Origin of the sequence: Streptomyces sp. NBC_01268 (genome assembly GCF_036240795.1) — a bacterium.
In the GTDB taxonomy this organism is placed as follows: domain Bacteria; phylum Actinomycetota; class Actinomycetes; order Streptomycetales; family Streptomycetaceae; genus Streptomyces.
On record NZ_CP108454.1, the window covers coordinates 8,416,767 to 8,438,344 of the forward strand.

The window sequence follows — 21,578 nt, forward strand, 5'->3', positions numbered from 1 at the left end:
CTACTCGATGGGGGCTGCCGGGAGGCGCGGGACGCCGTCGCTCGCATCCTGCGTCTTCGGCGCCGAGTGGCGGCGCCGCCTTCGCAGCCAGACGTACAGCGCCAGGCAGGGCAGCAGCAGTCCGCAGACGCTGAGGGTGAGGAACGCGGTGAAGCTGGTGATGTGGGTGACCAGCCAGTCGAAGTTCTGCCCGAAGAAGCCGACGACGAAGGACAGCGGGAGGAACACGGTCGCGACGATCGTCAGCCGCTCCATCGTGGCGCTCTGCCTGAGGTTGATCTTGTTCTGCTCGACGGAGATCACCGCGATGTTCGCTTCCAGGACGGTGGTCAGAAGGTCCCGTTGGGCGGCGACCTCCTCGTTGACCAGCAACAAGTGGTCGTGCACGTCGCGGAAGTACGGCAGGAGTTCCGTCGGTGATCTGCCGGGCGGCAAGCGTCGGGCCAGCACGGTGAGCAGCGGGTGCACGGCGCGGTAGAAGTCGGTGGCCTCGCGGCGCAGGGAGTAGATCCGCTCGGTCGGGGCGACCGTACCGGAGAACACCGTGGACTCGATCTGCTCGATGTCCCGTTCGAGCTCTGTGACGACGGGCGCGTAGCTGTCGACGACCTGATCCAGGATCGCCCACAGCGTCGAGGCGCTGCCGGTCCGTAGCAGCTCGGGGCGGTGTTCGAGTCTGCTGCGGGCGCCGGTCAGTTCGCTGGCGATGCCCTGGCGGACGGTGATGACGAAGCGCTCGGCGAGGAACACGCTGATCTCGCCGGTGTCGATCTCCTCGCGCTCGTCGTCGTAGCGCGCGGTGCGCAGGATGATCAGCTCCGTGCCGTCCTCGTATTGCTCGGCCTTCGGTCGCAGGTGGAAGGCCTGGGCGTCCTCGACGGCGAGTTCGTGCAGTCCGAAGCAGTCGCGTACCCGGGCCAGTTCCTCGGGGCCTGGTTCGAACATGCCGAGCCAGACGAATCCGCCCTGCCGGCAGCGGGCGGCGGCCTCCTCCAGCGGCATGGGGCCCACGTGCTGTCGGTGCCCGTCCCGGTAGTGTGCGCAGTCGACGATCATGGTCTTCCTCCTGGCGTCCAGCCCACCGCGCCGCCTGTCGTAGCGCGTCGTAGCGCTCGTGTACGCCTCGTAGCCGGAGACGCTCCTCCGATCCCGCGGGACGTGACCTCAGCGGCCGCTCGCGTCGGCCCGCACCGCCCATGGCCTATCGCCTTGGCCTGTATATCCCATTTAATCCAGATTGCTCGCTTATGGGGAAACATGGCGGCATCAGCCGTCGGTCCGTGCTGAAGGCCCTCCCCGTCGCGGGTCTCGCGGCGGTGCCCGGCGGAATCATGGCCATATGGCGTGTGGCCGCGGCGCCGACGCCCTATCCGCAGCCCGCCGTCCCGGCCTCGCGGCCGGTGCCCGGTTCGGTGTCGCCGGTGCTGGAGCAGACGCTCGACGTCCGGTTCACGGACATCTCCGTGCCGGGCCTCGGCCCGATCACCACGCGCACCTACAACGGGGCGATCCCGGGCCCCACCCTGCGCGTGTGCGGCGGGCAGACCCTGCGGCTGACGCACATCAACGGCCTTCCGCCCCACCCGCCGCACACCGGCGGCCACAACACACCGCACCACCCGAACAGCTTCAATCTGCACACGCAGGGGATCCACGTCTCCCCGTCCGGGGACGCCGACAACGGCCTGCGCGAGTTCGCGCCGCGCACCACGGACGAGGCCACCGCCGGCGCGCCGGAGCAGCGGTACGTGACGATCGTCCACGTGCCGGTCGACCATCCCGCCGGCACCTACTGGTACCACCCGCACCTGCACGGAGGCGTCGCGGAGCAGATCGTCGGCGGCATGGCCGGGATGAGCATCGTCGAAGGCGACGTCGACGAGGTCCCCGAGATCAAGGCCGCCGCCGACCTCGTCGTGTGCATCAACGAACTCAAGGTCAAGGACGGCAAGATCCCCGCCTTCACCTCGGGTGGCTAGGTGGCCGGGGTCCTTCCACGTTCGCCGTCAACGGCACCGTCAACCCCACCCTCCGGTTGCGCCCCGGCGAGGTGCAGCGGTGGCGGCTGGTCGCCGCGACCGCCTTCACCGCCCTGCGAGACGAATGGGGGTGGGTCAGTCGCGCAGGCGTCCGAGCAGTGCGCCTTGTCCGGACTGGAGCACGTGAGCGGTCTCCAGCGGGATCCAGAAGCACTCGAACCGCTTCGTCTCACCGTGCCCGTCGTGGTCCTCCTGGCTCGGCCACCGCTCCGGGGTCGATTCGGCCAGCTCCAGGTGGAAGACGTGCCGCTCCTGGATTTCGGCCCGGTACGGGCCCATGTCGTACGCGGTCACGCCGAGCTTGCGCCACGATCTTGAAGTCCGCGAGGCCGGTCTCCTCGCGGGCCTCGCGCAGCGCCGCCGCCTCGGGCGCTTCGCCCTCTCGGATGCTGCCGGCCGGGACCTGGGCGCCGACCTCCTCCCAGGGGAAGTCGACGTGGCGGTGGACCAGCAGTCGGCCGTCGCGCACGATGTAGCACAGCGCCTTGGCCTTGGTGACCTTGTCGGACAGGAGGTTCTCCTCAGGAGTGACCTCGGACGCGGTCAGCGGTAGTCGTTGAGCCAGTCGCCCGGAATCAGGTCACGGACGCGGTCGAGGTCTTCGGGCGTCCGGCCACGAGCCAGGACGGCCATGCCGTCGCTGCGTAGCAGGACGTCCTGGCCCAGGAACCAACGAGTCGCGTGCTCTTCCTCCCCGATGGGATAGGCCGGGAACGGCAGCTGGACACAGGTCTCTTGCAGCAGCTCGATGCTGGCGCCATCAGGGTCGAGGAAGTCGCAGGACTCTCCGTCGGCCTGCACAGACTCGGACAGAACGATCTCCATAAAGCACAGGGAAAGACGCTCCATCCAGCCCTCCCACCGCTCGGCGATCTTGTCGGACAAGTCGAGCCGGATGAACACCGCAGGGTCGTCGTCCCGGAGTCGTTCGAGGAGGATGCCCCAGGATGCGGCTCCCTGGTTCTCGTGCCGGAAGACCAGGGCCTCTTTGGCGTCATCAACATGCAGTTCTGCCGGGCTGAGCAGCTCGTCATGGTTGCTGGTGAGATCCCGGCGGCGCCCGAACAGCAGATACGCCTCGCGCATCGCCGTCGGCAGCTGGACGCCCAGCCTCTCCTCCGCCGCGGCCAGATCGGCCTCCGTCCACCCGTCGCCGCTCTGCAGCGCGTCGGCCCAGTGGGCGGCGAAGCCCTGAATGAAGCTCCATGCACCGCTGCGGCCGTCGACGCCTCGGGCGAGAGATGCAGCAAGATCGAACCCTTGTGTCATGCCAGGACGATATCCGTCCTGCTCATTGCCCCGACAAGCCGACCAGGTGCTCTCGGAAGTCGGTTCTGGCACAGAACTTGGGGAGCGGTCGCGGAGAGTCATCGCAGCGTTCGACGTCCAAGAACGATTGATGCCGAGTTCGTGCAACAGGGACCCTCGCGCAGTTCGTGGAGAATGCCAAGCTGCCCGGCAGTTTGAGCATGCCTCGCTGCGCCGGGTGAGAAGCCCCTTCTGGCAAGCGCAGGCTGCGTAGTTCCGGCTCCGGAAATGGCCAGGAGGAGCTACAGCTTGGGACGCTAGTGCTCTGACCGGAAACGATCACCGGGTTCAGTCCTGGTCCGGGCGTCGCGGAGAACTCTCATGCGGTCGTGTCATGTGTCTGTGCGCATGCGCCACAGTGGAGATCGATAGCCTGTCGTCCGTCGTGCCCCGACCGGGTTGACGTTGCGGATGTTCCAGGTCAACGAGTCACCACGTCGCTTCTGTGAGCGGCACGGATTCATCGCCACTGAGCACACCGACGGTCACCGCAACGAGGAACGCGAGCCGGACATCCGGTACGTGTGGTGCCCTGGGAAGCAAGAGCTTTGAGGTGCTTCAAGCCATCTGGACGATTGGCCGTCTTCCCCAGCGCATGCCATTCTCGCTGCGGACGCGGACGGGAGCGCGTTCGCGTCGCCCTGGGGCTGAGCGGCCAGGCTGGATCACACCCTTGTCCGCACCCGAAGCAGTCTCTAACATCCGTCTCCGCGTCCCGTGCACCGCGTCCCGCGACGGAAGGCTGCCTCCGTGAGCGTATTCACTCTGCTGCCCTTCCTCCTGATAGGCGGCGCGGTGTTCTCAATCGCTGCGGTCTCCCGGAACAGACGTCGTACGGCCGAAGCACGCGCCCAGCGCGAGCGTTCCTACCAAGCCGCGCTGCCGCTCCCCACGATCGCTCTGGACCGCCAGAACGCGCTGGCACTCGAAGCCCTGGACGAGGTGTGCGCCCTGAGCGGCAGCGTCGCCGGGGTCTTCGTGGACATGGAGGGGTACTTCACCCGGCGCGGCTGGAACGCGGGCGACGTCTTCCTGATCACGGGCCGACTCGCCGCTCTGGACCTGGCCCACCAACTCGTGACCGCCAACCACCCCTACAACCCGTACCGGTACCGGGCAACACCAAACGGAGTGAGGGAGAACATGGCGAACGCCGGCCGCGGGGCCAACGCCTCGAACATCAACGTCAACCAGACCACCGAACAGGGCGACAACACCTTCAACGCGTCCTTCGGTGCGGGCAACGCCTCGATGTACCAGGACCGTCAGGGTGAGGTCCGGAACCTCCACCAGCGGTTGGCGAACCAGCTGCGCGAAGACGCCGCCCAGGCCACGCAGGCGGAAGCGGACGTCGCCGAGAGCTACGCGGGGAACCTGGAATCGGCCCTCGCCGCCCCCGACGCCGAAGCCCGCGATGTGGCCCTGGGTCGCATCCACCGGTTCCTCCTGACGGCAGGCAGCGCATTCCAGGCCAGCCAGCAGCTGCTCAGCCTCCTCGGCCTACCCGGCTCCTGAGAGACGGCAGCTGAGGAGCGCGAACTCTCCTGTGTCTGTGCTCGCATCCCACCGTGACCCGGCGCCAAGGTCATTTCATGACGCGCCTTGTGTGATCGGCAGCGTTTGCTAGTGCTCTGACCGCATTGGTTCGCCGGGTTCAGTCCGGTGGATGAGAGCCTACGCTGGCGACCGTGCCAGTCCAGCAGTCCAGTTGGTCGGATTCGCTCCAGAGGACCTCAAGCTGTCTGCGGGTGAGTTCTTCCGCTTTCTGGAGGAGGGCCGTCTGCGCGAGATCAGGCTCGGACGAGGACGGAGGACCAGCGAGCGCGCCGTCGGCAACGCCAGCTGGTCCGGTGAAGTAGACGGCGTACCGCCACTTGCCCGGCGTTCGGTACAGGACCAGGGTTGCCGGTGTCCCGAGGGTGCGCCAGTACGGCTGTCGCTTGCTTGGCATGCCGGCACGGTACTGCTCTTGGTCGGCCTCGCTGCTCGTGCGGCGTTGGGCAGAGGCCGACCGCCCCAGCGGAGGCCCTTCTCGCTACGGACACGGGTGCGCTCCTTGCGCTGGGCGGCGAGCACGTCGGGGTGACGGGCGTTCTTGTTACGCCAGCGCAGGTAGGCGTGCAGGGCCCGGGTCTGGACGGTGTGGTGTGGTGGTTGGAGTTGGCGACGGTGAACTGCCGCAGCGGTCGGCCGGTCCTTCTCCTCCGTCGAGGAGATGGACGCCGCCTTCATCACCTGGGTCCCACAGCGGCGGGCTCAGGCCCACAGGACCCACCAGCAGATCATCGGAGAGCGGGCGGCCCGCGACCACGCGGCTCTCAAGCCGCTTCCGGAGAATCCGTATCTGGTGGCCGAGCGGCATCTGCGGCCTGTCGGCAAGGACTGTCTGGTCGCCTTCGGCGGCAATCTCTACTCAGTACCTGCCCTCAGGGTCCGACCACGTCAGTTGGTGGAGATCCGGGCCACGAAGTCACAGGTCATGCTGCATTCCACCATCGCGGCCGCCAACGGCGAGACGTTGCTGGCCACCCATCCGCGGGCGATCGGCCGAGGGGCCCGTGTCGTCGACGAGAGCCACCGGGACGGTCTGCACAAGGAGTTCGCGGGTTTCGCTCGGGGCGGCCCCGTCCTGGCCCGGACGCTCGACGACGTCGAGGGCCCGGCTGACCAGTGCCAGGTCGACCCCTTCCTTGCGTGGTGCCTCCAAGGCGTCTTCGATCCGTTCAGCCACCCGCGCCTCGCCCGCGTCGTTGGCGATCAGGGCGATGGCCTGCTCGACCAGCACCGCGGCCTCATCGCTCTCCATCTCATCCGCCCAGGCGACCCCGGGAACTGTGAGGAAGAACAGAGTGGCGACCGTGCCGGTCAGCCCCGTACGCGGGGCAGGGGTGAGGCAACCTGTCGGCCTCCGTGTTCGTGCCCTCGGGCTGGATGGATCCTTGCGCATGACGATCGCCCTTCGTGGCGTCAGGGACAGCACCCCCGCTACGGCCGTCACCAGCAGAGTGTGGGACATGCGAGGGGGGCCTCGATCACGGACCCGCCGTGCGGCGGCCTGTTCACCCGGGCGCGTACGTCTCTGTTGACGGGCAGGACGCCGAACGACTCCGACCGCGGGGGAGCGCCGGTGTCGAAGCGCCGCGCGTTCCGCCTGCCCTCCTGTCAGCTCTTGCCCAGCATCGTCTTCATCTGGGCGATCTCCGCGGTCTGGGCCGTGATGATCTCGTCGGCGAGCGTCTTGGCGGGGCCGTAGGCACCTTCGGCCTTCTCGGTCTTCGCCATCTCGACCGCGCCCTCGTGGTGCTCGATCATCATCGTCAGGAACATGGTGTCGAAGGCCGTGCCGGAGCCTTTGTCCAGCTCGTCCATGCGTTGCTCGTCCATCATGCCGGGCATTCCGGAGCCGCCGTGGTCCATGCCGTCCATACCGTCCATGCCCGTGGGGACCTCCTCGCCCCACGCCTTCAACCAGCTCGTCATGGTGGCGATCTCCGGGCCCTGCGCGCCCTTGATCTTCTCGGCCAGGGCCTTCACCTCGGCGGATGAGGCGCGGGTCAGGGCCATCTCGGACATGAGGATGGCCTGGCGGTGGTGCGGGATCATGCCCTGCGCGAACGTGACGTCGGCCTGGTTGTGCTCGCCCACGGGGACGGTGGCCGGGGCGGAGGGGGTGGCGACCGTGGGAGTTTCGGTTGCGCTGGTCGTGGTGTTGCCGTCGTCGCCGCAGGCGGTCAGGACGAGCGCGGCCGCGGCCGCAGCCGCGGCCAGAGCGGCACGGCGGGTAGGGAATAGGTTCGTGTCCATGGTGCACAGCTCCCGGTTGGGTGGGGGATCGGGCTACGACGTGGGCTGTGAGCCCAGCGGCCCCGCACGCCACGGCGTTTTCCGGGATCCGCAGCAGATGGCGCGGGTGAGGCGGGGCCCTCCCGCAGGCGGGCGCGCCCTGCGCCGGAACTGAGGGCGTGCCAGCGGAGTCAGGTCACGGTGAGGCGGCCTGTCATGCGCGGGTGGACGGTGCAGAGGTAGGGGTAGCTGCCGGGCACGGATGGAGCGGCGAAGGTGGTCGTCGCTCCGCCTGCGATGGAGCCGGTGTCGAACGCCTGGTCCCCGGTCGCGGTCACCGTGTGCGGTGCCGAGTCACGGTTCGTGACGGTCACTTGCGTCCCGGGGCGGACCTGGAGATCCGTCGGGCTGAACGCGAAGTCCTTGATCACGATGCGCGCCGTGACGGGGCTCGCGCCGGTCGCCGCGGGTGAGTGGCGGGGGGAGGGAGGGGCGGTCCCACCCCCGTTCGAGCAGCCGGCCAGTGCGAGCAGGGTGAGCTCCTCCCGCAGCCCGGGCGATCTGACGGGACCAAGGACGGAAACGTGACATGTGGGGCGGCCCCTTCGGCGAGGGCTGACTGTGGGCAGGCACGGCCGACGGGCGGCCGACGCACTCAGCCTTGCCCGCCCATGCGGCGTCCGCCAGGCACGTACCGCCACCCGCATCACGGCCCTACACGAAGGCCGGACGCCGTCCTCCGATTCGGGGGCGACTCGGAGCCATTGTCGCGGTGTGCTCGCCGCCTCCGAGAGACTCAAGCCGTCGCGGGCCACCCCAGAGAAGCGGTGGCCAAGGCGGCCAGCACCATGGCCACGTACGTCAGCACACGCCCCAGGCACAGTCTTCGGCTGACCAGCCATGCCTCGGCCACGTCGCTGCGGTGCTTTCGCGGCGGTGCGTCGCCACTCGGCAGCGGCGAAGCTGCGCGGCCAACGAGGAGCACGGCCCAGCTGGCGTCCTCGCCGTCGTCGTTTCGCGCCGGACCCCAGCAGCGCCCGCCGCCGCGACGGCCGGAGCTGGAAGTCGGCACGCCGGGCCGTGCGTCGGCCGGTGGTGTTCATGATCTGCCTCCGGCGGTGTGTCCGGTGTGGTGGAAGAGTGCGGCGGCGGCCAGAGTGAGGGCGGTCAGCCAGCCGAGACCGAGGAGCAGGGCGCCGGCCTCGTCGAAGGCGGGGGTGACGGCGGCGTCGATAAGGACGCGGCCGGGGCCGTAACCGGGCAGCACATGGGCCCAGGCGGGTGGCTGGGGGTGGAGCATCGGGCTCTGCTCGATGCCGAGGTCGATGAAGGGCAGCAGGAAGACGATGGGTGGTGCTGCGCAGCGACAGCACGTACTCGAACACCTCGCGTGCCTGGTCCACCCGGCCGGTCAGGGCGAGTGCGTCGGCCAGCCAGAACGAGCACAGCACGAACCGGCCCTCATCGCCGGTGAGCCCGTCGAGAGCTTCGCGCGCACCGGCGGTGGGGTAGCGGCGCATCAGCCCCTGGGGGGTGGCCAGCGCGGCGCGCACGGCGTCGACGGTGCCGATGACTCGGGGGTCGTCGCCGGGAAGGAACCCGGTGCGGGGGATGAGCAGCAGCGCGGCGTCCAGCTCGACCGACCCGTAGGACTGGGTGAAGGTGTTGCGCTGCGGGTCGAAGCCCTTCTCGCACACCTCGCGGTGGATCTCGTCTTGCAGCGCCGCGAGTTCGGTCGCGTCCATGTCGAGGGCTCCGGCCTCGATGAGGCGGATCGTGCGGGTGACGGCCACCCACGCCATCACCTTGGAGTGGACGAAGTGCCGCGGCTCGCCGCGGACCTCCCAGATCCCGGCGTCGACCTGGCGCCACTGCTCCTTGAGCCGGTCGATGAGCCCGCGAACGAGGGCCTGGAGAGGCGCGGTGAGGGTGATGCCGTGCTCGTGTGCGAGCGCGATGAACTCCAGGACCTCGCCGAACACATCCAGCTGCAGCTGGTGCACTGCCCCGTTGCCGACCCGTACCGGGGCCGACCCCTCGTACCCGGGCAGCCAGTCCAGGACCCGCTCGGGCAGCTGACGCCCGCCGCGGATCGTGTACATGATCTGCAGCTTGTCCAGGTCGCCCGCAACCGTGCGCACCAGCCACCGCAGCAGGGCTGCGGCCTCCTCGCGGTAGCTGGCCCGCAGCATCGCGCTCAGCGAGTCGGACGCGTCACGCAGCCAGGTGTAGCGGTAGTCCCAGTTGCGGACGCCGCCGATCTCCTCGGGCAGCGAGGTGGTCGGCGCGGCGACGATCCCTCCGCTCGCCGTGTGCGTCAGCGCCTTCAGCGTGATCACGGCCCGTACGACGGCCTCGCGGTACGGCCCCTCGTACGTGCAGCGGGCGACCCACGTCCGCCAGAACTCCGCGGTCTGCTCCAGGGCGCCCTGCGGGTCGATGCGCGGCGGCGGCCCGTCCGGGGACGGCCCGCCAGGACAGCGTGAACACCATCCGCTCCCCGGCCGCGAGGCTGAAGCGGCTGTGCAGGGTGTTGTCCTTGACGGTGACCTCAGCGGCGGTGTCGAGCCACAGGGCGTCCTGGCCGGCGATCGCGAAGAACAGACCCGCCTCGGCGTCGATCCAGGGCTGCGCGTGACCGTAGTTGAACCGCGGGGACAGGACGGAAGCCATCTGCTGCAAGCCGCTCCCGCATCAGGGACAGGGGAGCACGGCGCAAATTTCGGGCGCCTCTGCTCGTTCGGGTGATCCGCCTGGCCATCCCGGGCGCGCCGTCCCTGCTGGCCGCTACGGTCGCCCCCTCACCCGCATCCTGAGGAGGTCACCGCCGTGTTATCGCAGGTGACGGCGCCTGTCATCTCCGCCGTGGTCCTTGCCCTGGCGACCGTGAACGCACCGTACGGAGCTGTAGCACCGGCTGCCGCACCGTGCGTCAGCGGCGAGTCCGAGACGCGGGCGGACTCCGCCGTCGACGAGGGCGAGATCCGCTGGACCGAGACGTCGAAGTACGACAGCCAGCGCACCCACGCGATCACCGAGTGGAACAAGCTGCGGACGATCAACATTGCCCCGGATGCCGTGAACACGGTCAACGACCTCGAGTTCCGCGACTACTCCAAGAACAACGACACCGCCGCCTACTACGAACGGCACGGCGGCATCGCGCAGACCGACTACATCTACCTGAACAAGCACTGGCTCGACGGCGCCTACAAGAACGAGCCGGCCTTCCAGAAGAACATCGTGCTGCACGAGCTCGGGCACGCGCTCGGGCTGTGCCACAAGGCAGACACCGTCGACTCCGTCATGCGCAAGGCCGCGAGCCCGAAGACCGTTCCGACCGCCGTAGACGTCGCCAACATCAGAAAGATCTGGGGCTGATGAAACACGCCGTACTCCTCTCGCTCGCCGGAGCCCTCGTGCTCGCCGGTTCCGCGACCACCGCCACGATGGTGCTACTCGACGACGACGTCACAGTCAGCGCCTCCTGCGCACCCGTCATGGACTCTGACCGGGACAAGGCCGGCCTCGTCGACCACGTCGCCGTGGTCACAGCCGAAAAGCAGTCCCGGCCCCTTCGCAGCCCCGACGGCGTCCAGCGGGTCACCGTACAGGTCAAGGTCGACGAGATCCTCAAGGGGAACCCGCCCGCCATCATGCCCATCGATCAGGACGTCACCCAAGGCGCCCGCCCAGCCTTCGAACAGCAGCCGCTCGTCCCCGGCCACCGCTACGTCATCGGAGTCCACAACTGGGACACCGGCATCGGCCGTAACGCGTTCTTCGCCACCAGCGCCGACGGCGACCAGCTCCAGGCCGAGCACGCCCGCTGGACCGACGCCGTCGCCCACCAGAACCCGAAGCGAGCCGCGCCCGGGTGCCGGGACGTCGTCACCGTGCCGTAGGCAGGCTTGGCGCGTGCAAGGGGACCCTTGACGGGTCGTTGCGCTCGGCCTGTGTAGGGCGGACGTGTGGGCCCCGCGATCCCGGCCGCCACAGACGGCTCTCTCCACGTCCGCCCATTTCGACTGCCCTCATCCGGCGCTCTGAGCAACTTCCGGACCGCTGCCGCGACGAACAGTTGCCGATAGACCGTCACCTGGCGCTGAGGGATCCCACAGAGCGTCGCCTCATCCGCCAAGGCGTACTCCAGGGCTGAGCCACCTGCTTTCCAGGCACCCCGTGAAGCCCGTCGGGGGCGAGTCCGAACGTGAATCTGAAGGACCGGAGGCGGTGACCACGCTGCGGCACCGCTACCAGCCTCGCACGTGGCCCGATCAACGTGTCCTACGTGCGGATCAGGCCGAGTGTCGGGCGCGGAGTAGACGGATCCCCTTCACGGCGTAGACGCCGGCCATGAGTACGAGGCCGGCAAGCCCGAGCCAGGACCAGGATTCCGCCACCATGAGGCTCAACAGCAAGCTCCCGAGGAGCAGCAGGGTGCCGACGGTCTCCAGCAGGTCGAGGCGCGCTTTGGAGCGCACCGCAGGGTCCGGCCCGCGCGTCCGGCGCACCGTGGGGACGAGGGCGAGAACCTGCAGGAGGGCCACGCCGAGAGCGATCCAGGCCAGCCAGTTGGGTATGTCCACGGCGTGCAATGTATCGCCCGCTGCTGCTCGCCTTCGAGGTGGTCCGAGAGAAACGGCCCAGCCGCCCAGCGGGGCTTGTAGAGGCGGCCGTCTTGAGGAGATCCTGCGCGGCAGAAGGGAGCATCAGTGAAGACGCGTCAGAAGGACCGCGGCGTGCCGGAGCCACACGCCCCCTGGAACGAGGTCCTGCCGGGGCTGTGGATGGGCGGTCACCAATGGACCGACGCTACGGGGCAAAGCCGTCCAGTGGTCGTCAGGAACGAATTCGGTCTGGTCATCAGCCTGTACACCCGCCCCGGTCACGGACCCGATCCGGGCATCGACCACCTGGTCGCCGAAATTCCTGACGGTCCGCTCGTCGCTGCACAGATCCGCACGGTCCAGCAGCTCGCCCGCATCGCCGCCCGGGCCGTCCAGGACAGGCGCACGGTCCTGGTCCGCTGTAACGCCGGCTACAACCGCTCAGGCCTCGTCGTCGCTCGGACGCTCATCGAGTTCGGTCACGAAGCGCCGACGGCCGTCGACACCGTCCGGCAGAAACGATCCCCCGCGGCCTTGAACAACAAGCTCTTCGAGGAGTACCTCAACACCGGCCTCCATGTCGTCCACCTGCTCGCCGACCTGGACGCACCCTCCTGACCGGATCGAGGGCAAGCTGAGATCGGCAGCGCACGTATCGCGAACCCTCACCCCGGGGCAGCCCGCAGAGGAAGGGCCGAAGCGTCTACTCGGCGCCGCCGGCCAGTTGCGGCGCGGAGCACCAGGAGCCGTACTCGCTCCGCAGGTTCCGCGGCGCCTCTGCTCGTTCGGGTGATCCGCCTGGCCGTCCCGGGCGCGCCGTCCTCGCTGGCCGCTACGGTCGTCCCCTCACCGCATCCTGAGGAGGTCACCGCCGTGTTATCGCAGGTGACGGCGCCTGTCATCACCGGCATGGTCCTTGCCCTGGCGACCGTGAACGCACCGTACGGAGCTGTAGCACCGGCTGCCGCGCCGTGCGTCAGCGGCGAGTCCGAGACGCGGGCGGACTCCTCCGTCGACGAGGGCGAGATCCGGTGGACCGAGGCCTCGAAGTACGACAGCCTCCGGAATCACGCGATCACCGAGTGGAACAAGCTGCGGACGATCAACATTGCGCCGGACGTCGTGGACACCGTGAACGATCTGGAGTTCCGCGACTACGACAAGGCCGACAACCTCGGCGGCTACTGGCAGCGCCGCGGCGGCATCGCGGAGACCGACTACATCTACCTCAACAAACGGTACCTCGACGCCATGAGGCTGGCGTTCCAGCGCAACGTCGTCCTCCACGAACTCGGCCACGCCTTGGGCCTGTGCCACAAGTCCGAGGACTACCTGACGGCGATGTGGAACAAGAAGAGCGACGTCGACAAGCCGACCGCCGTCGACCAGGCCAACCTGAAGAAGCTGTGGGGATGATGAAGCGCACCGTACTCCTGTGGATCGCCGGGGCTGTCGTCCTCGCCGGTTCGACAACCGCCGCCGTGCTCGCCGCCCAGGACGGCGACACCACCACCAGCGCGGTTTGCGTCCCTGTCGACGACACCGACCGGGACAAGGCAGGCCTCGCCGACCATGTGGCCGTCGTGATGGTCGATCACCGGGTGAAGGAGCAGCCCAACGAGACCAATGTGGAAGTCTTCTCCCAGATCCGCGTTGAGGAGACCCTCAAGGGGGGCCTCGCGGCACAGGCCACCGTCGACCAGGTCGTCTTCCGCGCCCCGGGAGGAGGCTTCAAGGCCACGGGCCCTCACCGGGAGCCGCTGACCGCCGGGCACCGGTACGTGATCGGCGTCGACGACTGGGGCGGCACGGGTAGCCCGAAGGTCCAGGAGGTCCTGTTCGCGACGCCGGCCGATGGCGACCGGCTCAGCCAGGAGCGCGCCCGCTGGCAGGACGCCATCACCCACCAGACCCGCAGGGCGCCTGGGCACTGCAACGACGTCGTCGGCGGTGACTAGGGCGTGTCTGGTAGAGAGCATGTTGCAGCGTCCTGAAGCGCGGCGATCTGCATGTGAGAAGGTCATGCGCGTGACCAATCAGCATGGCGGCGTGGCCCGCGAAGTCGTAATGGTGGATGGATTGAGCCCGGCGGAAGTCGAGCTTCTGCACCGTGAGGCGCTTCGTGTGCTGCGCTCTGGCATCGACTCTGCCCACCTCGACGCCTACAGCGACGATCCCTGGCCACCCGCGGTGCTGCGTTCCTACGAACGCGTGCTGTCCCTGGCTCGGGAGGCGGTGACAGATGGCACTCGTTCCCGACGCGCCGACCCCGAAATGGGCATCGACATCGAAGTCCGTGATGACGCGCAGTTCGAACTGCTGCTGGACTTGGTTCCCCACGCGATCAACTCTGAAGCTTGGCGAGGGGACCAGTTGGTCTTCAGCGCCAGCGATTCGGGGACCTCACTGTGGACAACAGTTACGCAGAGACAGGAGGCGGAACTCCTGTCCCGGCTGGAGGCGCAAGGGATCCCGCCGAGCGCACTTGCCGTCCCGTCGCCCGGTCGCTGAGAGAAGAGACATTCACGGTGCGGGCTCGCGGAGCCATAGGATCAGGCCAACGGCGACGGCCTCAGTGGCGGCGACATCGGCGCTCGGCGGCCTTGCACACGCCGCCGAAGGGTACTGGGCATCGTTGCGGGCCGTGGCCCGAAACGGCTTCCAGCAGTGCGCACACAGGCGCGCTCACCCGGCCAAATCTCCACCGTAGGCCGTCCGGGATCGCGCCGTTCGCCGCCGTTCCACCAGTGCTCGCCGCTACGCTGGGGACCTCTCGCCTGGCTGTGGCCGTCCGGTGCGGGTGGGGGCCGCCGCGAAGCTCGCCGCCGCGCTGCAGGTGGTTGTGGGGGAGACGGCGAGCACTGCGTCGCCCGGCTGTGGATCACCGCCTCCAACGCTGACGCCCTCGCCCAGCACATCCTCGCCGCGGGCCTCACCCCGTGGACCGACGCGATCCTCTCTCAGGGCGTCGAAGACCGAGAGTCCGGATTGTGACTGCTTGGGATGTGGGGAGCGGGCCATGAGCTGACGTGGGCGGCGGCTCCTTGTGCCCTGGGGTGTGAGTGTGGGCAGGGGGCACGTACGCTCGCGGCTCGTGATGTTCGATCGACGATTGTGGACGCTGTCCTTGTGGCGGATGTGGTCGAGGGGCTGGGCGGCACCGTGGCATGTCGTGGCGGCCCAGGATGCCGACGCGCTGATCGCGGCAAGCCGGTACGAGGAGGCCGAGGAGAAGGGCCGTGCTCTCGCGGCGGTCCGCGGACGGGGCTCGGAGCGACGCTTGCTGGCGGCATGGTGGGGCATCCTCGTGGCTACGGAAGCGGCGGTTGCCCTGGGACGCGGCGTGGACGTCCTGGACGAGTTGGAGGCGTTGATCCAGGAGTCGAACGCAACGGTGGGCTGGCCCCGTCAGATTCTGCTCGGGGCACGGATGAGTCGAGTGACCGTCCTCCTCCAGCAGGGAAGGCTCGCCGAAGCCGAGACCGAGGCACGGTCCGTGCTGCGTGAGGTGGCCAGGCTGCGACACCTCGTGCGCGTGGCCGCGACCGAGTCGGGGGCCCTGATCGGTCTCGCCGCAGCCCTGTGTGAACAGGGCCGTTACGAGGAGGCCGAGGCAGTGGCCCGGGGAAACCTGGAGCGGATGGCCGACGGCTGGGCGCCTGCCCTGCGGACCTGGCTGGTGCGCGCGCTGTGTGGGCAACAGCGGTATGCGGAGGCCCTTGAAGAGGCCGGGCGTGCCGGCCCTGACCGGGACGAGCCACGCTCCGAGGCGGGCGCGCTCGGGATCGCCATAGCCATGGCCCTGCATGGACTCGGCCGACACGAGGGGGCAGAGCAGGAGGCACGACGGGCCGTCGACGATTGCGCGGCGCAACTGGATCCGGCGCATCCGCGCCACAACCAGGCACGCGCACTCCTCGCCAGGATCCGTGGCGAGCCGACTACTGCATGAGTCGAGAATGAGGAGTTGCAGCGCGTACGCCAGGGCAGGCGGCGGGCCAGCCGCGAGTGAGTCCGGCGGACCATGATGCCGATCACCGCCCAGCGGATCACCGTCTCGGAGTGCGCTTTCAGCCGTCAGATCGGTGAGTATTAGGCGTGACCGCTCAAGCGCCCGGAGACGCACGTGGGCAACCGCTACCAGACATCGACACCTGGCACGGCTTGCCTTGGTTGAAGTCAGGCGGTGGTTTCCAAGTGGTGCCACCAGTGCCCGCACCCTTTGGAGCAGTACCGCTCGCGGCGCCGTGCGTCTGCGACCGCGAGTACGGCGACCAGCAGTCTGAATGCCTTGCGGCGTTCGTCGAGGGGCTTGAGAGCGGCGATCTTCCACAACTGCATATCGATCCGGCCCCGTGCGATCAACACCGCGGGCGTATGCGTCGGGCGCAGCCCAGCGAGCCGGACGCTCTCTTGCGCGTCCTCGGCGACAGCGCGCGCCTGCATACAGTGATGACTCAGGAACCGCAGCACATCGGACTGTTCATCCTGGCTGAGGCCGTCGAACCACTCAATGCCCTCGGCCATGGGGCGCAGCCCCTGCGCGAGTTCATTGAGCAAGACGTCCCGTTCACTCACCATGCCCCCACAAGATCAGGCGGCACTCGGCCGCGGCGCTGGCGCGGATCCGCATCCACCCCGGTTGGGGCGAGTGTCCGCACCTTGCTGATCAGGCCACTCTGCCGTGCACAGCCGCTTGAACACCAACCCATTCGCAGGTGGACTCCTCCGTCGACGAGGGCGAGATCCGCTGGACCGAGACGTCGAAGTACGACAGCCAGCGCGCCCACGCGATCACTGAATGGAACAAGCTGCGGGAGATCAACATCGCCCCGGATGCCGTGAACACGGTCTGGCCGACGCGAAGGGAGCGATCACTGGGACCTGAGCGTCGACTCCACGGTCTGTCGCGCCCATCAGCATGCGGCCGGAGCCCGCAAGCAGGGCGACCTGCAGAAGGAACCACCGGGCGGTGTATTCAGCGAACCTGGCGATCACGGGCTCGGGCGCTCGCGCGGCGGTTCACCACCAAGCTGCACCTGGCCATCGAGCAGGGCCAGAAGCCCATGTCGATCGTCCGCCTTAAGAGGAACCGTGCTGTCGCCATGCGCTACGACAAGTTGGCGGTCCGCTACGAGGCGACCGTGCTGTTCGCAGCGATCAACGAACGGCTATGACCGTGCCTCGCGCGTCATCACGTACCTGTTCCCGATGTCAGGATCACCGTAGAAGAAGAAGAGCTCCAACCCATCGTGCTGACCGCGGTCCACGTGGAAGGACCAGGAGTACGTCGCCGGGGGCTCCGAAGCCGAGGGGTCAGCCACCGAAACGGGAAAACGCCTCTCGACCCTCGTCCGGGTCGTCAGCGCGAGCCGGACGACCTGTCCGCCGTCGTCGTCGGTCAGTTGCCAGGTTCCCGTACCGGAGAGACGCCAGCCGTCCTCGAAGTCGAAGTCCTTCCCGTCGAGCCTTTCGAGAAGAGCCGATCCGTCTTCACGAAGCACCACGCGGGTCCCCTCGACGTTCTCCCAGCCCCCAGCGACTTCGGCCGCCGTGGCGTCGTGGATCCCTGCTCCCTCGTAGTACTGATAGGGGCCGGCGCACGCCGTCAGAGCAGCCAAAACCACCATCAAGACACCGAGGGCCGTCCCCCACGCACGCAGCCTGCTTCCGCCCGCCACCAGGACCTCCCACCTCAGCCCGCATCGGCCAACCGATAGGAGCGGCCGTGGAGAGATACCTTGCCAGACACGTTGAACGCGTTCAACTCTGCGACTGAAGAGGTGATGCGCATCTCTGCGGCCCGTGCTGTCGGCGTACAAGTGAACGTGGCTCTGGCAAGAATTTCGTAGCCCGAGATCATCCATGCCGACGATCACGTCTTTCCCTGCCGTCAGCGCCAGTTTTTCGCCCGGGTGTTCAACCTTCAGGCTCGTGGAGACTCTCTGACCGAACAGCTGGCGAAGCGGCCAGGCGGATCAATCCCAGTCTGGCCGCAGCTGGTCGACTCGGCCGCCTGTGTGTGGTGTGGGGATGTAGCCCTTCGCACCGTCGGGGAGGTCGGCGACACACGCCGACGAGCAGGCGCTGACCAGCAAAGGAAGCACGTCGGTGGCCACGCGTAGCGAGATCCACACCTGATGGAGACCGCCTTGTGTGATCGGATGGTTGCAGACGCTGCAGCGATGGATGGTGGTGACGCCCCGTCGCCGGGGATCCAGGTTCTCCAGATCGAGGTCCGCGACGGAGTCCTGGGCAGGCTGAAGCCTCGGGAAGGGTGGCCGCAGCTTCTCGTTGCCGAACAACGCGCGCGTGCTCACTGTGCTGCGGGTCAGCTTCCGGCATCGGGTGATCTCGTAGGGGAACCAGTGCAGCCGGTAGGAGGTGTAGGGGGTGAACTCCTCCAGGCTGGTCATGCATCCGATCTCGGGCGGGATGCGGACCAAGTTGCTGCCATAGAGCACCAGGTGTTTGACCGCCGTCAGTCTGGCGATGCTCGGCGGCAGGGTGATGATCTGCCGCCGCTCTTCTTGGCTCAGCTCGGTGAGGGGACGGAACTCTTCGCGCCCGTCGGCGATGGCCTCATCGACCAGCTCCAGCAGGTGCTGCCAGCCCGGGGCGGAGGTGTCCTGCCGTTCGGTGTGGAACCCGACGCGGGCTCGCGGTTGCGGCCTGGACTGGTCGAAGCACGCGCACGCGTCCTGGCGGGATCCACGCCGCTTCGGGGACGGATCTGATGTGTCGCCCCAGCGGTTCACATAGAGCCGCGGCTCTCTCTCGCTCGTCATGACGTCAAGATACGAGGGCTGCCGCAGACCACCTCAGTGATTATTCGGTTGAGCTCGCGGAGGACATTACATGCCGTGCTCGAACGTCTGGCAGGGGAAGCTGACGCTGCGGATGAGGAGCGCGCAGCAGACGCCCTCGACACCGAAGTGGTCGCCGAACCCGTCGCCCTGGTGCAGAGGCAGGCCGACGAGGACCCGCACCGCCTCCGCCCATGACGCCATGAACTGGGCGCTCAGCGCCGCCGTCGGCGAACGGGACGCGGCGCTCGCCGAGGCCGCGACCGCCCTGCGTGAAGCCGTCGGCGCCGACGTGGCCGCCGCGACCACCGCGCTGGAGGCCCTCACCGGTCGGCACAGTGAAATTACTGCGGAATACCGGGACCTGACCAGCCGCCACAGGAGCTCACCGGCCGGCACGCGGAGCCGTCCCGCCTGCGTGAGGAGCTCACGGCCGGGCTCGACGGTCCAGCAGCAGCTTGACGCCGAGCGCGGTGAAGTTCGGGGATGGTGTGCTTGATCTGCCGTCTGCGCAGGTAGCAGCGGTTGCGACGGGAGGAGTACGCCTTGTCACCGCCGACGTGGTCCGGGCGGGTGCGGGGGCGACCGCCGCTCCGGCGGCTGACACGGATGCGTTCCATGACGGGGATGAGCTGCGGGGCGTCACCCCACTGACTCGGCGTGATCAGCAGGGACAGGGGACGGCACCCGCCTTCACCAGCCAAATGGATCTTGCTGGTGAGACCGCCCCGGGAGCGTCCGAGCCCCTCATCGGGACGGTGCTGACGGGGCGCGCGTCTTCCCGGCATGCGCGGGGGCCTCTTGCGTGCGCCGGCCGCGTGCTGGTGGGCCCGGCAGGTGGTGGAGTCCACTGACACCATCAACCAGTCGATGCGGCCTTGGGTATCCGCATCGGCTAGGACTGCCGCGAAGATCTTGTCCCATGTGCCGTCCGCCGACCAGCGTCTGTGTCTCTCGTACGCGGTCTTCCACTTCCCGAACCGCGCAGGCAGGTCCCGCCACGGCACCCCGGTCCGGTTCCGGTACAGGATCCCGTTGATGATCCTGCGGTGACTGGCCCAACGCCCACCGCGCTGCCCCGGCTTGGGCAGATGCGGCTTCAGCCGGGCCCATTCCTCGCTCGTGAGATCTACCCGCCCCATGCGCATGCCAACGGGCCGGAGCGCGAGAAGTCACTGATCCGCCGGACAGACCCTATCCATCCTGGGATGATCACGGTGTGGCTGGTGTGATCAAGGCTCGGAAGCCGATGGCAGCAGCTGTATGCGACCCGGATCCCTACCGTTTCCCATGGGGGGAGTGCACCAGGTATCGCCAGGGGAAGCCGGTGCGGTCGGGAAAGAGGACCACTTCCGTGATTCGCCGCAGGTCGTGCTCGGGCGGTCGGCCTATGACCAGGCCCTTCCCGCTTCGCTCAGCCCGCCAAGCCGACAGAATGGGCTCCCTCAACTCCCACCGGGCATCAGACAGGTCACTCGGATACGGCCGCTGCCGAGGCATGTTTTGGCAGTACCGCCGACGGCCCTTCGACTCCAGGGCGCAAACGGGGGTGAGCGCGGGCAGTTGGGCTCAGACAGGAGCGGAGATGCCGAAACGAACCCTCAACCGGCCCCACGCACCACAGATGCCACGAAGCGACCACCAGCCCCACCAGCGACAAGTAGGCCGACAGTCGAAACGCCTACCAAACCATCTGACCGGGATAGAAGGCTCTTTTACTGATCGTTTCAGAATGATCTACGGAGGCGTCGGAGGCAGATGATGCTGCAGGCGAGTTCGAGCAGGCCCTGATGGAGGTCGGCTCGGCGTTCGTAGCGGATTCGGAGTCGCTTGAACTGGTGCAGCCAGGCGAAGGCACGCTCGACCACCCAGCGCACCTTGCCGAGACCGGAGCCGTGTGCGACACCGCGGCGGGCGATGATCGGCTTGATGCCGCGTTTCCAGAGCAGGCGGCGGTACTTGTCGAAGTCGTAGCCCCTATCGGCGTACAGGCGCCGCGGCTTGCTGCGGGGACGTCCCCGCCGTCCGCGGATCGGAGGGACCGCGTCCAACAAGGGCAGGAGTTGGGTGACGTCGTGGCGGTTCCCGCCGGTGAGCGTGACGGCGAGCGGGGTTCCATGGCGGTCGACGATCAGGTGGTGCTTGGAGCCGGGACGGGCGCGGTCGACCGGAGAGGGGCCGACATGGTCCCCCCTTTGAGGGCCCGGACGTGCGATCCGTCTACAGAGCAGTCGTCCAGTTCCAGCAGGTCGGCGCGACGCATCTCGGTCAGCAGGGCAGCATGCAGGCGGGGCCAGACTCCGGCCTCGGTCCAGTCCCGCAGACGGCGCCAGGCCGTCACCCCGGAGCAGCCCACTACTTCGCTTGGCACGTCGCGCCATGCCACGCCCTTGCGCAGGACGTAAAACGATGCCCGCCAGTGCGACCCGGTCCGGCACCGGGAGCCGTCCGGGATGGCGGTGCCGCCGTGGGCGCACCGGCAACAACGGGGCTATCCGGTCCCAGAGATCATCGGGGACAAGGTTCACGTTCACGAGGCTGCAGCTTGCCAGAGAACCCGGTTGAGCACGCCGAGCCGGATCGACATACTCCCCGGATGACCAACACCGGGGACAAGGCCACTGAGCAGGGTTGGGATGAACCCTGGTACCGCGTCCGCACAGATCGGTTCGAGGTATCATTCCTGCCCAGCGCCGGCGAGGATCTGGATGCCGTCTGCAACGTTGACGTAGAGGTACGGCTGGCAGCGGACGGCTCCCGCTGGAGCGCGACCGTGTTCACGCTCGCCGAGGTCGAGCGCCTGATGAAGAGGTGGTCCCAAACAGGCGAGGAGTTGGGCGGCCGCTACTTCTGGTGTTCTGACGGACTGATAGTCCGGGACCCTGGCATCGACAACATGACCCAGGTACTCGCCGGCCTGCTCGACGCCGGTGACTTCACGCAGGTTCTTCAGCGACTCGATGACGAATAGCCAGCGCCCTCATTCTGAAACGATCAGTTAAAGAGCGTTTTGTCCCGACAGGGGTGCTTCA

The 21,578-nt window shown here is 68.1% G+C and carries 23 protein-coding genes and 8 pseudogenes; 14 read left to right on the top strand and 17 right to left on the bottom strand.

The genetic code is table 11. The features are described 5' to 3' along the window. Complete coding sequence (locus tag OG309_RS37620) at positions 1-1,056, bottom strand: magnesium and cobalt transport protein CorA (RefSeq protein WP_329427987.1); 1,056 nt, start codon at positions 1,054-1,056, stop codon at positions 1-3. Positions 1,057-1,331: 275 nt separating this feature from the next. On the opposite strand from OG309_RS37620, the gene OG309_RS37625 reads away from it, so the two are divergent. Beyond that, on the top strand, positions 1,332-1,979 hold the full coding sequence (locus OG309_RS37625; protein ID WP_329427989.1) for a multicopper oxidase domain-containing protein: 648 nt from the start codon (positions 1,332-1,334) through the stop codon (positions 1,977-1,979). A 135-nt stretch (positions 1,980-2,114) separates the two neighbouring features. On the opposite strand, the gene OG309_RS37630 is transcribed toward OG309_RS37625, so the two are convergent. From OG309_RS37630 to OG309_RS37640, 3 genes and pseudogenes are all read right to left on the bottom strand, one after another. After that, complete coding sequence (locus OG309_RS37630; RefSeq protein WP_329428768.1) at positions 2,115-2,333, bottom strand: hypothetical protein; 219 nt, start codon at positions 2,331-2,333, stop codon at positions 2,115-2,117. A gap of 37 nt (positions 2,334-2,370) precedes the next feature. Further along, positions 2,371-2,508, bottom strand: a pseudogene (locus OG309_RS37635) (NUDIX domain-containing protein); the annotation flags it as partial. Positions 2,509-2,582: 74 nt separating this feature from the next. After that, a complete protein-coding gene (locus OG309_RS37640) occupies positions 2,583-3,308 on the bottom strand; it encodes an SMI1/KNR4 family protein (RefSeq protein ID WP_329427990.1) in 726 nt (241 codons plus the stop codon). Between the two features lie 423 nt (positions 3,309-3,731). Between OG309_RS37640 and OG309_RS37645 the strand changes: the two are divergent. Together OG309_RS37645 and OG309_RS37650 are read left to right on the top strand one after the other, a co-directional pair. After that, a pseudogene (locus tag OG309_RS37645) lies at positions 3,732-3,899 on the top strand (GNAT family N-acetyltransferase); the annotation flags it as partial. Between the two features lie 198 nt (positions 3,900-4,097). After that, positions 4,098-4,862 (top strand): hypothetical protein, encoded by a 765-nt coding sequence (locus OG309_RS37650; RefSeq protein WP_329427991.1) that lies wholly within the window; start codon positions 4,098-4,100, stop codon positions 4,860-4,862. A gap of 139 nt (positions 4,863-5,001) precedes the next feature. Here the strand turns inward: OG309_RS37650 and OG309_RS37655 are convergent, their stop codons facing one another. Beyond that, on the bottom strand, positions 5,002-5,298 hold the full coding sequence (locus OG309_RS37655) for a hypothetical protein (RefSeq protein ID WP_329427992.1): 297 nt from the start codon (positions 5,296-5,298) through the stop codon (positions 5,002-5,004). Positions 5,299-5,354: 56 nt separating this feature from the next. Then, positions 5,355-5,533: pseudogene (locus tag OG309_RS37660) on the bottom strand (IS630 family transposase); the annotation flags it as partial. A 29-nt stretch (positions 5,534-5,562) separates the two neighbouring features. Between OG309_RS37660 and OG309_RS38235 the strand changes: the two are divergent. Beyond that, a complete protein-coding gene (locus OG309_RS38235) occupies positions 5,563-6,600 on the top strand; it encodes a Mu transposase domain-containing protein (RefSeq protein ID WP_443067622.1) in 1,038 nt (345 codons plus the stop codon). Here the strand turns inward: OG309_RS38235 and OG309_RS37670 are convergent. The 3 genes and pseudogenes from OG309_RS37670 to OG309_RS37680 all read right to left on the bottom strand — a co-directional run. After that, a complete protein-coding gene (locus OG309_RS37670) occupies positions 6,510-7,151 on the bottom strand; it encodes a DUF305 domain-containing protein (RefSeq protein ID WP_329427995.1) in 642 nt (213 codons plus the stop codon). The two genes, OG309_RS38235 and OG309_RS37670, sit on opposite strands and share 91 nt — an antisense overlap. Positions 7,152-7,321: 170 nt before the next feature. Continuing rightward, on the bottom strand, positions 7,322-8,233 hold the full coding sequence (locus OG309_RS37675; RefSeq protein WP_329428749.1) for a cupredoxin domain-containing protein: 912 nt from the start codon (positions 8,231-8,233) through the stop codon (positions 7,322-7,324). 252 nt (positions 8,234-8,485) lie between these two features. Then, a pseudogene (locus tag OG309_RS37680) lies at positions 8,486-9,818 on the bottom strand (glycoside hydrolase family 15 protein); the annotation flags it as partial. Between the two features lie 141 nt (positions 9,819-9,959). Here OG309_RS37680 and OG309_RS37685 point away from each other — a divergent pair. Next, complete coding sequence (locus OG309_RS37685) at positions 9,960-10,511, top strand: matrixin family metalloprotease (protein ID WP_329427997.1); 552 nt, start codon at positions 9,960-9,962, stop codon at positions 10,509-10,511. Beyond that, a complete protein-coding gene (locus OG309_RS37690) occupies positions 10,511-11,035 on the top strand; it encodes a hypothetical protein (protein ID WP_329427999.1) in 525 nt (174 codons plus the stop codon). Before OG309_RS37685 ends, OG309_RS37690 begins: the two co-directional genes overlap by 1 nt. A gap of 393 nt (positions 11,036-11,428) precedes the next feature. On the opposite strand, the gene OG309_RS37695 is transcribed toward OG309_RS37690, so the two are convergent. Continuing rightward, positions 11,429-11,719, bottom strand: coding sequence for a hypothetical protein (locus OG309_RS37695; RefSeq protein ID WP_329428001.1), 291 nt, complete (start codon positions 11,717-11,719; stop codon positions 11,429-11,431). Between the two features lie 246 nt (positions 11,720-11,965). On the opposite strand from OG309_RS37695, the gene OG309_RS37700 reads away from it, so the two are divergent. The 5 genes from OG309_RS37700 to OG309_RS37720 all read left to right on the top strand — a co-directional run bounded on the left by OG309_RS37700 (position 11,966) and on the right by OG309_RS37720 (position 15,692). After that, a complete protein-coding gene (locus OG309_RS37700; protein WP_329428003.1) occupies positions 11,966-12,358 on the top strand; it encodes a protein-tyrosine phosphatase family protein in 393 nt (130 codons plus the stop codon). Between the two features lie 255 nt (positions 12,359-12,613). Beyond that, positions 12,614-13,156, top strand: coding sequence for a hypothetical protein (locus OG309_RS37705; RefSeq protein ID WP_329428005.1), 543 nt, complete (start codon positions 12,614-12,616; stop codon positions 13,154-13,156). Further along, a complete protein-coding gene (locus OG309_RS37710) occupies positions 13,153-13,698 on the top strand; it encodes a hypothetical protein (RefSeq protein ID WP_329428007.1) in 546 nt (181 codons plus the stop codon). The genes OG309_RS37705 and OG309_RS37710 overlap by 4 nt, the downstream gene beginning before the upstream one ends. Before the next feature lie 70 nt (positions 13,699-13,768). Next, a complete protein-coding gene (locus OG309_RS37715) occupies positions 13,769-14,251 on the top strand; it encodes a hypothetical protein (protein ID WP_329428009.1) in 483 nt (160 codons plus the stop codon). Positions 14,252-14,834: 583 nt separating this feature from the next. Continuing rightward, positions 14,835-15,692: a hypothetical protein gene (locus OG309_RS37720; RefSeq protein ID WP_329428011.1), complete on the top strand. Its 858-nt coding sequence runs from the start codon at positions 14,835-14,837 to the stop codon at positions 15,690-15,692. A gap of 227 nt (positions 15,693-15,919) precedes the next feature. Here the strand turns inward: OG309_RS37720 and OG309_RS37725 are convergent, their stop codons facing one another. After that, the gene (locus OG309_RS37725; protein ID WP_329428013.1) at positions 15,920-16,321 is read right to left on the bottom strand and encodes a DUF5958 family protein; all 402 of its coding nucleotides are present in this window, start codon (positions 16,319-16,321) and stop codon (positions 15,920-15,922) included. Positions 16,322-16,618: 297 nt separating this feature from the next. Here OG309_RS37725 and OG309_RS37730 point away from each other — a divergent pair. After that, a pseudogene (locus OG309_RS37730) lies at positions 16,619-16,815 on the top strand (IS5 family transposase); the annotation flags it as partial. A 96-nt stretch (positions 16,816-16,911) separates the two neighbouring features. Here OG309_RS37730 and OG309_RS37735 read toward each other — a convergent pair. The 3 genes from OG309_RS37735 to OG309_RS37745 form a co-directional block, all read right to left on the bottom strand. Continuing rightward, the gene (locus OG309_RS37735) at positions 16,912-17,421 is read right to left on the bottom strand and encodes a hypothetical protein (RefSeq protein ID WP_329428015.1); all 510 of its coding nucleotides are present in this window, start codon (positions 17,419-17,421) and stop codon (positions 16,912-16,914) included. A 297-nt stretch (positions 17,422-17,718) separates the two neighbouring features. Beyond that, positions 17,719-18,528 carry a leucine-rich repeat domain-containing protein gene (locus OG309_RS37740; protein ID WP_329428016.1) on the bottom strand — a complete coding sequence of 270 codons (810 nt, stop codon included), beginning with the start codon at positions 18,526-18,528 and terminating at the stop codon, positions 17,719-17,721. 66 nt (positions 18,529-18,594) lie between these two features. Continuing rightward, a complete protein-coding gene (locus OG309_RS37745) occupies positions 18,595-18,750 on the bottom strand; it encodes a hypothetical protein (RefSeq protein WP_329428769.1) in 156 nt (51 codons plus the stop codon). Between OG309_RS37745 and OG309_RS37750 the strand changes: the two genes are divergently transcribed. Continuing rightward, positions 18,749-19,045, top strand: a complete 297-nt coding sequence (locus OG309_RS37750; RefSeq protein ID WP_329428771.1) for a hypothetical protein — start codon at positions 18,749-18,751, stop codon at positions 19,043-19,045. The genes OG309_RS37745 and OG309_RS37750 overlap by 2 nt on opposite strands. Here the strand turns inward: OG309_RS37750 and OG309_RS37755 are convergent. The 3 pseudogenes from OG309_RS37755 to OG309_RS37765 form a co-directional block, all read right to left on the bottom strand. Next, positions 19,026-19,688 (bottom strand): annotated as a pseudogene (locus OG309_RS37755) (IS5 family transposase); the annotation flags it as partial. The gene OG309_RS37750 and the pseudogene OG309_RS37755 sit on opposite strands and share 20 nt — an antisense overlap. Before the next feature lie 163 nt (positions 19,689-19,851). Next, positions 19,852-20,046: pseudogene (locus OG309_RS37760) on the bottom strand (transposase); the annotation flags it as partial. A 227-nt stretch (positions 20,047-20,273) separates the two neighbouring features. Beyond that, positions 20,274-21,080 (bottom strand): annotated as a pseudogene (locus tag OG309_RS37765) (IS5 family transposase). A gap of 62 nt (positions 21,081-21,142) precedes the next feature. On the opposite strand from OG309_RS37765, the gene OG309_RS37770 reads away from it, so the two are divergent. After that, positions 21,143-21,517, top strand: coding sequence for a hypothetical protein (locus OG309_RS37770; protein WP_329428018.1), 375 nt, complete (start codon positions 21,143-21,145; stop codon positions 21,515-21,517). Positions 21,518-21,578: the final 61 nt, after the last annotated feature.

What these genes read in the sequence shown, in the direction of transcription:
- OG309_RS37620 (WP_329427987.1), bottom strand. Translation starts at nt 1,056, where the DNA reads ATGATCGTCGACTGCGCACACTACCGGGACGGGCACCGACAGCACGTG.
- OG309_RS37625 (WP_329427989.1), top strand. Translation starts at nt 1,332, where the DNA reads ATGGCCATATGGCGTGTGGCCGCGGCGCCGACGCCCTATCCGCAGCCC.
- OG309_RS37640 (WP_329427990.1), bottom strand. Translation starts at nt 3,308, where the DNA reads ATGACACAAGGGTTCGATCTTGCTGCATCTCTCGCCCGAGGCGTCGAC.
- OG309_RS37655 (WP_329427992.1), bottom strand. Translation starts at nt 5,298, where the DNA reads ATGCCAAGCAAGCGACAGCCGTACTGGCGCACCCTCGGGACACCGGCA.
- OG309_RS38235 (WP_443067622.1), top strand. Translation starts at nt 5,563, where the DNA reads ATGGACGCCGCCTTCATCACCTGGGTCCCACAGCGGCGGGCTCAGGCC.
- OG309_RS37670 (WP_329427995.1), bottom strand. Translation starts at nt 7,151, where the DNA reads ATGGACACGAACCTATTCCCTACCCGCCGTGCCGCTCTGGCCGCGGCT.
- OG309_RS37675 (WP_329428749.1), bottom strand. Translation starts at nt 8,233, where the DNA reads ATGAACACCACCGGCCGACGCACGGCCCGGCGTGCCGACTTCCAGCTC.
- OG309_RS37690 (WP_329427999.1), top strand. Translation starts at nt 10,511, where the DNA reads ATGAAACACGCCGTACTCCTCTCGCTCGCCGGAGCCCTCGTGCTCGCC.
- OG309_RS37710 (WP_329428007.1), top strand. Translation starts at nt 13,153, where the DNA reads ATGATGAAGCGCACCGTACTCCTGTGGATCGCCGGGGCTGTCGTCCTC.
- OG309_RS37725 (WP_329428013.1), bottom strand. Translation starts at nt 16,321, where the DNA reads ATGGTGAGTGAACGGGACGTCTTGCTCAATGAACTCGCGCAGGGGCTG.
- OG309_RS37740 (WP_329428016.1), bottom strand. Translation starts at nt 18,528, where the DNA reads ATGACGAGCGAGAGAGAGCCGCGGCTCTATGTGAACCGCTGGGGCGAC.
- OG309_RS37750 (WP_329428771.1), top strand. Translation starts at nt 18,749, where the DNA reads ATGAACTGGGCGCTCAGCGCCGCCGTCGGCGAACGGGACGCGGCGCTC.
- OG309_RS37745 (WP_329428769.1), bottom strand. Translation starts at nt 18,750, where the DNA reads ATGGCGTCATGGGCGGAGGCGGTGCGGGTCCTCGTCGGCCTGCCTCTG.
- OG309_RS37770 (WP_329428018.1), top strand. Translation starts at nt 21,143, where the DNA reads ATGACCAACACCGGGGACAAGGCCACTGAGCAGGGTTGGGATGAACCC.